Annotated in this window: 10 protein-coding genes; all 10 read left to right on the top strand. The window is 65.6% G+C overall.

The genetic code is table 11. The annotated features are described in order from the left end of the window. Positions 1-90: 90 nt before the first annotated feature. The 10 genes from rpsH (at position 91) to AHIS1636_RS07940 (ending at position 6,826) form a co-directional block, all read left to right on the top strand. Positions 91-489 carry a 30S ribosomal protein S8 gene (rpsH, locus tag AHIS1636_RS07985; RefSeq protein WP_264795272.1) on the top strand — a complete coding sequence of 133 codons (399 nt, stop codon included), beginning with the start codon at positions 91-93 and terminating at the stop codon, positions 487-489. Between the two features lie 18 nt (positions 490-507). After that, positions 508-1,044: a 50S ribosomal protein L6 gene (rplF, locus tag AHIS1636_RS07980; protein ID WP_264795271.1), complete on the top strand. Its 537-nt coding sequence runs from the start codon at positions 508-510 to the stop codon at positions 1,042-1,044. 2 nt (positions 1,045-1,046) lie between these two features. Then, complete coding sequence (gene rplR, locus AHIS1636_RS07975; RefSeq protein ID WP_262105791.1) at positions 1,047-1,418, top strand: 50S ribosomal protein L18; 372 nt, start codon at positions 1,047-1,049, stop codon at positions 1,416-1,418. Continuing rightward, positions 1,415-2,125 carry a 30S ribosomal protein S5 gene (rpsE, locus tag AHIS1636_RS07970; protein ID WP_373875801.1) on the top strand — a complete coding sequence of 237 codons (711 nt, stop codon included), beginning with the start codon at positions 1,415-1,417 and terminating at the stop codon, positions 2,123-2,125. The genes rplR and rpsE overlap by 4 nt, the downstream gene beginning before the upstream one ends. Before the next feature lie 2 nt (positions 2,126-2,127). After that, positions 2,128-2,343, top strand: a complete 216-nt coding sequence (gene rpmD / locus AHIS1636_RS07965; RefSeq protein WP_262105789.1) for a 50S ribosomal protein L30 — start codon at positions 2,128-2,130, stop codon at positions 2,341-2,343. Positions 2,344-2,345: 2 nt separating this feature from the next. Next, positions 2,346-2,798: a 50S ribosomal protein L15 gene (rplO, locus tag AHIS1636_RS07960; RefSeq protein ID WP_264795269.1), complete on the top strand. Its 453-nt coding sequence runs from the start codon at positions 2,346-2,348 to the stop codon at positions 2,796-2,798. Between the two features lie 192 nt (positions 2,799-2,990). Next, a complete protein-coding gene (secY, locus tag AHIS1636_RS07955; RefSeq protein WP_264795268.1) occupies positions 2,991-4,304 on the top strand; it encodes a preprotein translocase subunit SecY in 1,314 nt (437 codons plus the stop codon). Continuing rightward, positions 4,301-4,876, top strand: coding sequence for an adenylate kinase (locus tag AHIS1636_RS07950; protein WP_264795267.1), 576 nt, complete (start codon positions 4,301-4,303; stop codon positions 4,874-4,876). Before secY ends, AHIS1636_RS07950 begins: the two co-directional genes overlap by 4 nt. A gap of 79 nt (positions 4,877-4,955) precedes the next feature. After that, entirely contained in the window at positions 4,956-5,783 is an 828-nt protein-coding gene (gene map, locus AHIS1636_RS07945) for a type I methionyl aminopeptidase (RefSeq protein WP_264795266.1), read from the top strand. A 41-nt stretch (positions 5,784-5,824) separates the two neighbouring features. Continuing rightward, positions 5,825-6,826: a P1 family peptidase gene (locus AHIS1636_RS07940; protein WP_264795265.1), complete on the top strand. Its 1,002-nt coding sequence runs from the start codon at positions 5,825-5,827 to the stop codon at positions 6,824-6,826. Positions 6,827-6,909 lie beyond the last annotated feature (83 nt).

Genomic DNA, 6,909 nt, shown 5'->3' with positions numbered 1-6,909 from the left:
TGGGCTTCCCGTTCCAGACCGAAGACTAAACCAACTACGTAACAGGTCCGTACCGACGGAAACCGTTACGGGGAAGGGCTAGAGCCCACCATGACAATGACAGATCCTGTCGCAGACATGCTGACTCGTCTGCGCAATGCAAACTCGGCATACCACGAGAGTGTGTCCATGCCGTACAGCAAGCTGAAGGCACGCGTTGCCGACATCCTGAAGGCCGAAGGCTACATCGCCGGCTGGAAGGAAGAAGAGGCCGAGGTCGGCAAGAAGCTGACCATCGACCTCAAGTTCGGTCCCAACCGCGAGCGTTCGCTTGCCGGCGTCCGCCGTATCTCCAAGCCCGGTCTGCGCGTTTACGCAAAGTCCACCAACCTGCCGCACGTGCTGGGTGGCCTGGGCATCGCTATCCTGTCCACCTCTTCCGGACTGATGACTGATCGTCAGGCCGGCAAGAAGGGCGTGGGCGGCGAAGTCCTCGCCTACGTCTGGTAACGGGAAGGAAAGAGAATAATGTCACGTATTGGACGTCTCCCCATCACCGTTCCCTCCGGCGTCGAGGTCAAGGTTGACGGCAACGTTGTTTCCGTCAAGGGCTCCAAGGGCGAACTGACCCACACGGTCGCTTCCCCGATCCAGGTTTCCCTGGAGGACAGCACCCTGACCGTTACCCGCCCGAACGACGAGCGCGAATCCCGCTCCCTCCACGGCCTGACCCGCACCCTGATCAGCAACATGATCATCGGCGTGACCGAGGGCTACAAGAAGAGCCTGGAAATCGTCGGCACCGGTTACCGCGTGCAGGCCAAGGGTTCGGACCTCGAGTTCGCCCTGGGCTACAGCCACCCGGTCCCCGTCAAGGCTCCCGAGGGCATCACCTTTGCAGTAGAGGGTCCGACCAAGCTCTCTGTATCGGGAATCAACAAGCAGCAGGTCGGCGAGGTTGCTGCCAACATCCGCAAGCTGCGGAAGCCGGACCCCTACAAGGGCAAGGGCATCCGTTACGCTGGCGAGCAGATCCGCCGCAAGGTCGGAAAGGCTGGTAAGTAATCATGGCTATCGGAATTAAGGGTAAGAGCAAGTCTGCCGCACGCGGCCGCCGCCACCTGCGCGTCCGTAAGCGCATCACCGGCAGCGCGGTCCGTCCGCGCCTGGTGGTCAACCGCTCCGCGCGCCACGTGTTCGTCCAGGTTGTCGATGACAGCAAGGGCATCACCGTCGCTTCGGCTTCCACCATGGAAGCCGACCTGCGTTCGTTCGACGGCGACAAGACCGCCAAGTCCAAGCGCGTCGGCGAGCTCGTCGCCGAGCGTGCCAAGGCTGCCGGTGTCGAGGCCGTTGTGTTCGACCGCGGCGGCAACCGTTACCACGGTCGCATCGCGGCAGTGGCCGACGGCGCACGCGAAGGTGGGCTGGCACTGTGACCGCTGAGAATAACGAAAAGGAAACTCAGGTGACTGAAGCAACTGAGACCACCGCGACCGCAGGCGCCGCAGAGAAGGCTTCGACCCAGGACGACCGCCGCGGCGGCCGTCGTGGAGAGCGCAGCGACCGCGGCGGACGCGGCGACCGTGGCGGCCGTGGTGGCCGCGACAACGCCCGCGACGCCGAGAAGGACAAGTACCTCGAGCGCGTTGTGACCATCAACCGCGTCGCCAAGGTCGTCAAGGGCGGACGCCGCTTCAGCTTCACCGCCCTGGTAGTTGTCGGCGACGGCAACGGCCTGGTCGGTGTCGGCTACGGCAAGGCCAAGGAAGTTCCGGCCGCTATCGCCAAGGGCGTGGAAGAGGCCAAGAAGTCCTTCTTCCGCGTTCCGATCGTGGCCGGCACCGTCCCGCACCGCGTTCAGGGTGAGGCAGCCGCAGGCGTCGTCATGCTCCGTCCGGCATCGGCAGGTACCGGTGTTATCGCCGGTGGCCCGGTCCGCGCCGTACTCGAGTGCGCCGGTGTCCACGACGTGCTGTCGAAGTCGCTCGGCTCCTCCAACGCGATCAACATCGTCCACGCCACTGTGGATGCACTGCGTCGCCTCGAAGAGCCGCAGGCCGTGGCTGCCCGCCGCGGGCTGCCCATGGACGAGGTCGTTCCGCCGGTGCTGCTCCGCAGCCTCCAGCAGAAGGCAGGTGTCTAATCATGCAGACGACCCCGAAGAATCTGACTCCGTCCGAAGGACAGTTGGAAATCACCCAGATCAAGTCCGTCATTGGCGGCAAGCAGAATCAGCGCGACACGCTGCGTTCACTGGGCCTGAAGCGGATCGGACACACCGTTGTCCGCAACGCCGATGCCGTGACCGTGGGCATGGTCAACACTGTTTCTCACCTGGTAAAGGTTGAGGAGGCGAAGTAGGAATGGCAGAAGAGAAGACTCTGAAGGTCCACCACCTGCGTCCTGCCCCCGGTGCCAAGACCGCCAAGACCCGTGTTGGTCGTGGTGAAGGCTCCAAGGGCAAGACCGCTGGCCGTGGTACCAAGGGCACCAAGGCCCGTTACCAGGTCAAGGCAGGCTTTGCCGGTGGCCAGCTGCCGCTGCACATGCGCCTGCCGAAGCTGCGCGGCTTCAAGAACCCGTTCAAGGTGGAGTTCCAGGTCGTGAACCTGGACAAGCTCAACGAGCTGTTCCCCGAGGGCGGCGAGGTCACCGTGGAGACACTGGCGGCCAAGGGCGCAGTCCGCAAGAACCAGCCTGTAAAGGTTCTGGGTACCGGCGACATCACCGTCAAGGTCGATGTGAAGGCTCACGCCTTCTCCGCCAGTGCCGCTGAGAAGATCGCTGCCGCCGGCGGCTCCACCACGGAGCTCTAGATTCCGACGCTAGTGGTCATCCACAGCCCATGAGTAAACTCTTGGTGGCCGGTCCAGACCGGCCACCAAGAGTTTCTTTTCGTTAAAAGCCCGTATTCACCGGCGGCGAGTTCAGCCGGTCCATGCTGAACCGATAGACTCGGTTCTTGTGTAATGCCGCTCGGCGGCATCGAATGACTTTCAGGAGGACGCTTGCTTAGCGCAATTGGCCGGGTATTCCGGACGCCTGACCTGCGACGCAAGTTGTTGTTCACGCTCGGTATCATCACCATCTACCGCATGGGTGCCTTCATCCCGGCACCCGGTGTTGATTACGGCAACGTTCAGCAATGTTTGGCGTTGGGCAACACCACGGGCGGTCTCTACCAGTTCGTGAATCTCTTCAGCGGCGGCGCGCTGCTGCAGGTGTCCATCTTCGCCCTCGGCATCATGCCGTACATTACGGCGAGCATCATCGTGCAGCTGCTGCGCGTGGTGATTCCCCGGTTCCAGGAGCTCCACCAGGAAGGCGCACAGGGGCAGTCCAAGCTGACCCAGTACACGCGCTACCTGACCATCGCCCTCGGCCTGCTGAACGCGACAACGCTGATCTCGCTGGCCCGCAGCGGCGCGCTGCTGGGCAACTGTCCGGTGCCGATCATCCCTGACGACAACCTGGTCACGATCATCCTGCTCATCATCACCCTGACCGCCGGTACCGGCCTGATCATGTGGATGGGCGAGCTGGTGACCGAAAAGGGCGTCGGCAACGGCATGTCCATCCTGATCTTCATCTCGATCGCGGCCGGCTTCCCGTCCTCGCTCGGCGAGATCCTCCGCGCCCAGGGCGTGAACATCTTCATCGGCGTGATCATCATCGGCCTGTTCGTGGTCGCCGCCGTCATCTTCGTGGAGCAGTCGCAGCGGCGCATCCCGGTGCAGTACGCCAAGCGCATGGTCGGCCGCCGCACCGTCGGCGGCACCAGCACTTACATCCCGATCAAGGTCAACATGGCCGGCGTCATCCCGGTGATCTTCGCGTCGTCGATGCTCTACCTGCCCACCCTGGTCGCGCAGTTCAACACGCCCTCGGACGGCACCACCCCGCCGCCGGAATGGGTCAACTGGATCAACACCTACTTGGTCAGCGGGGACCATCCGCTCTACATGGTGGTCTACTTCCTGCTGATCGTCTTCTTCACCTACTTCTACGTCTCCATCACGTTCAACCCGCAGGAGACGGCGGACAACATGAAGAAGTACGGCGGCTTCATCCCGGGCATCCGTGCCGGCCGCCCCACGGAGGAGTACCTCTCCTACGTGCTTGCCCGGATCACGCTGCCGGGTGCCCTCTACCTCGGCCTCGTGGCCCTGATTCCGCTGATCGCACTGGTGCTGATCAACGCGAACCAGAACTTCCCGTTTGGCGGAACCTCGATCCTCATCATGGTGGGTGTGGGTCTTGAGACGGTCAAGCAGATCAATGCCCAGCTACAGCAACGCCACTACGAAGGACTATTGCGATGACGAAGATGCTCATTATTGGCCCGCCCGGTTCGGGCAAGGGAACCCAGGCCTCCCGCATTTCCGAGCGGCTGGGCATCGTCGCCATTTCCACCGGTGACATCTTCCGCGCCAACGTGAAGGAAGAGACCCCGCTGGGCATCGAGGCCAAGAAGTACATCGACAAGGGAGACTTCGTCCCGGACAGCGTCACCAACAACATGGTGCGCGACCGCCTGAAGCAGGACGACGTCGAGCCCGGCTTCCTGCTCGACGGTTACCCGCGCACCACCGCCCAGGTGGAGGAGCTGGACAGCATCCTGGCGGACAGCGAGGACTCGCTGGACGTGGTCCTGCAGCTGACCGCGGACGACGAGGAACTGGTCAAGCGCCTCCTCAGCCGCGCGGAGCTGGAAGGCCGCGCCGACGACAACGAGACGGTCATCCGGCACCGCCTGGACCTCTACCACGAGCAGACCGAGGCCGTCGTGTCCCGGTACGCCGAGCGCGGCATCCTGACCAAGGTCGACGGCATCGGCCCGATCGACGAGGTCACCGACCGCATCATGGACGCGCTCAAGAGCGTCACCGCCTAATAGGCATGAACCTTAACCGCAGGCCCTGTTCGTCCGGACGGGGCCTGCGGCCTTAGCAGGAACAGAAGGAACCCAGCACATGGCATTCGGCCAGCCCAGCATCGAATACAAGACCACCGAGCAGATCCGCCGGATGCGCAAAGCCGGCCTCGTGGTCAGCCGCGCCCTCGACGCCGCCCAGGAAGCCGCCGTCGTCGGCGCCACCACCGCGGATATCGACGCCGCCTTCGAAGCCGTGCTGGACGCCGAAGGAGCCAAGAGCAACTTCAAGGGCTACCACGGCTTCCCCGCGACGGTCTGCGTCTCGGTGAACGAGGAAGTGGTGCACGGCATCCCGGGCGGCAAGGTCCTGCAGGACGGCGACATCCTGTCCATCGACGGCGGCTGCAGCATCGACGGCTGGCACGGCGACTCGGCCCGCGGCGTGATCGTCGGCACGCCGGACCCGGAGGACCAGCGCCTCTCCGACGTCACCGAAGAGGCCATGTGGCGCGGCATCGCCGCCCTGGCCAACGGCTCCCGCGTCGGCGACATCGGCAACGCCATCGACGATTACGTCAGCAGCGTCCCCGGCAAGCCGCTGGGCATCCTCGAGGACTACGTCGGCCACGGCATCGGCACCGCCATGCACCAAGCGCCCGACGTGCTCAACTACCGCACCAAGCACCGCGGCCCCAAGATCCGCCCCGGGCTGTGCCTCGCCATCGAGCCCATGCTGGTCCGCGGTGGCATCGAGACGAAGACCCTCGACGACGACTGGACCGTCATCACGACGGACGGCTCCCGCTCCTGCCAGTGGGAGCACACCGTCGCCGTGCACGAGCGCGGCATCTGGGTGCTGACCGCGGAGGACGGCGGAGTCGCCAAGCTCGCCCCGCTCGGCGTCACCCCCGTCGCCCTCGACTGAGCCCGGCGTCGCGCCGCGTTGACTCGTGGCAGGATGAGGCCATGTCTTCCATAACGGACGTGCCTGGCATCCGGGTGGGCCAGGTCGAGCGGATCGGCGACGGCTGGCTGACCGGCGTGACGGTCGTGCTCCCGCCACCCGGGACTGTCGGTTCCGTGGACGTCCGCGGGGGAGGGCCGGCCACGCACGAGACGGATGCGCTGGACCCGACGACGCTCGTGCCCGAGGTCGACGCGGTGGTGCTGGCGGGCGGCAGCGCGTTCGGCCTGATCGCGGCGCATGGAGCCCAGCGCTGGTGCGAGGAGCAGGGCCGGGGCTTCCGCACGCGCGAGGCCGTGGTGCCGATCGTTCCGGCGGCGGCGATCTACGATCTTGGCCGCGGCGGGGACGTCACGGCGCGGCCCACGGAACAAATGGGGTACGACGCCGCAGCGGCTGCGGGTGCCTCCCAGGACTTTGCCGCGGTGCGCCGGGGCAATGTCGGCGCCGGGACCGGGGCGGCCGTGGACCGGCGCCGCTACAAAGGGGGAGTGGGGACGGCCTCGCTGCGGATGGGCGGCGACAACGCCGACATCGTGGTGGGGGCCCTCGCGGTGGTCAACGCCGCCGGCGCCCCGGAAGCCGTTGCAGGCGCGGGAGTCCCCGGGGCACAGCCGCATGCGGGCGCATCGGGAGCGGCGGCCCCGGACGGGACGCCGCCGGCAGCAGGCACACCGCAGGCCGGTCCGCTCAACACGACGCTGTGCGTGGTGGCCACCAACGCGGTGCTGGATCCGGCGCAGGCCAAGCGGACGGCGTCGGCCGCCCACGCCGGCCTGGCCCGGGCGCTTAGTCCGTCGCACACCCTGGCCGACGGCGACGTCGTCTTCGCCCTGGCGACCTGCCGGCGCGAGCTGGCTCCCGGAACGGACGGTGATCCGCGGATGGACCTGCAGGTCCTCGCGGCCGAGTCGGTCCGCCTGGCCATAGCGGATGCCGTGGCGAGTGCCGAAACGGTGGAAACACCCGCCGTCGTACTTGCAAAGCATCCGAATTTAACTTAAACCCGCCTCTGGGGTACAGTTGTCTGTTGGTTGTCTCTGTTTTCGTGCCCAGTTCCGGGCCCGAAGCCGCCGGAAACGGCGGA

It is taken from the genome of Arthrobacter mangrovi (assembly GCF_026011795.1).
GTDB lineage: Bacteria > Actinomycetota > Actinomycetes > Actinomycetales > Micrococcaceae > Crystallibacter > Crystallibacter mangrovi.
This window is presented reverse-complemented; position numbering and strand designations above follow the sequence as displayed.

Coding starts and splice junctions, on each gene's coding strand:
- rpsH (WP_264795272.1), top strand. CDS start 91: ATGACAATGACAGATCCTGTCGCAGACATGCTGACTCGTCTGCGCAAT.
- rplF (WP_264795271.1), top strand. CDS start 508: ATGTCACGTATTGGACGTCTCCCCATCACCGTTCCCTCCGGCGTCGAG.
- rplR (WP_262105791.1), top strand. CDS start 1,047: ATGGCTATCGGAATTAAGGGTAAGAGCAAGTCTGCCGCACGCGGCCGC.
- rpmD (WP_262105789.1), top strand. CDS start 2,128: ATGCAGACGACCCCGAAGAATCTGACTCCGTCCGAAGGACAGTTGGAA.
- rplO (WP_264795269.1), top strand. CDS start 2,346: ATGGCAGAAGAGAAGACTCTGAAGGTCCACCACCTGCGTCCTGCCCCC.
- AHIS1636_RS07950 (WP_264795267.1), top strand. CDS start 4,301: ATGACGAAGATGCTCATTATTGGCCCGCCCGGTTCGGGCAAGGGAACC.
- map (WP_264795266.1), top strand. CDS start 4,956: ATGGCATTCGGCCAGCCCAGCATCGAATACAAGACCACCGAGCAGATC.
- AHIS1636_RS07940 (WP_264795265.1), top strand. CDS start 5,825: ATGTCTTCCATAACGGACGTGCCTGGCATCCGGGTGGGCCAGGTCGAG.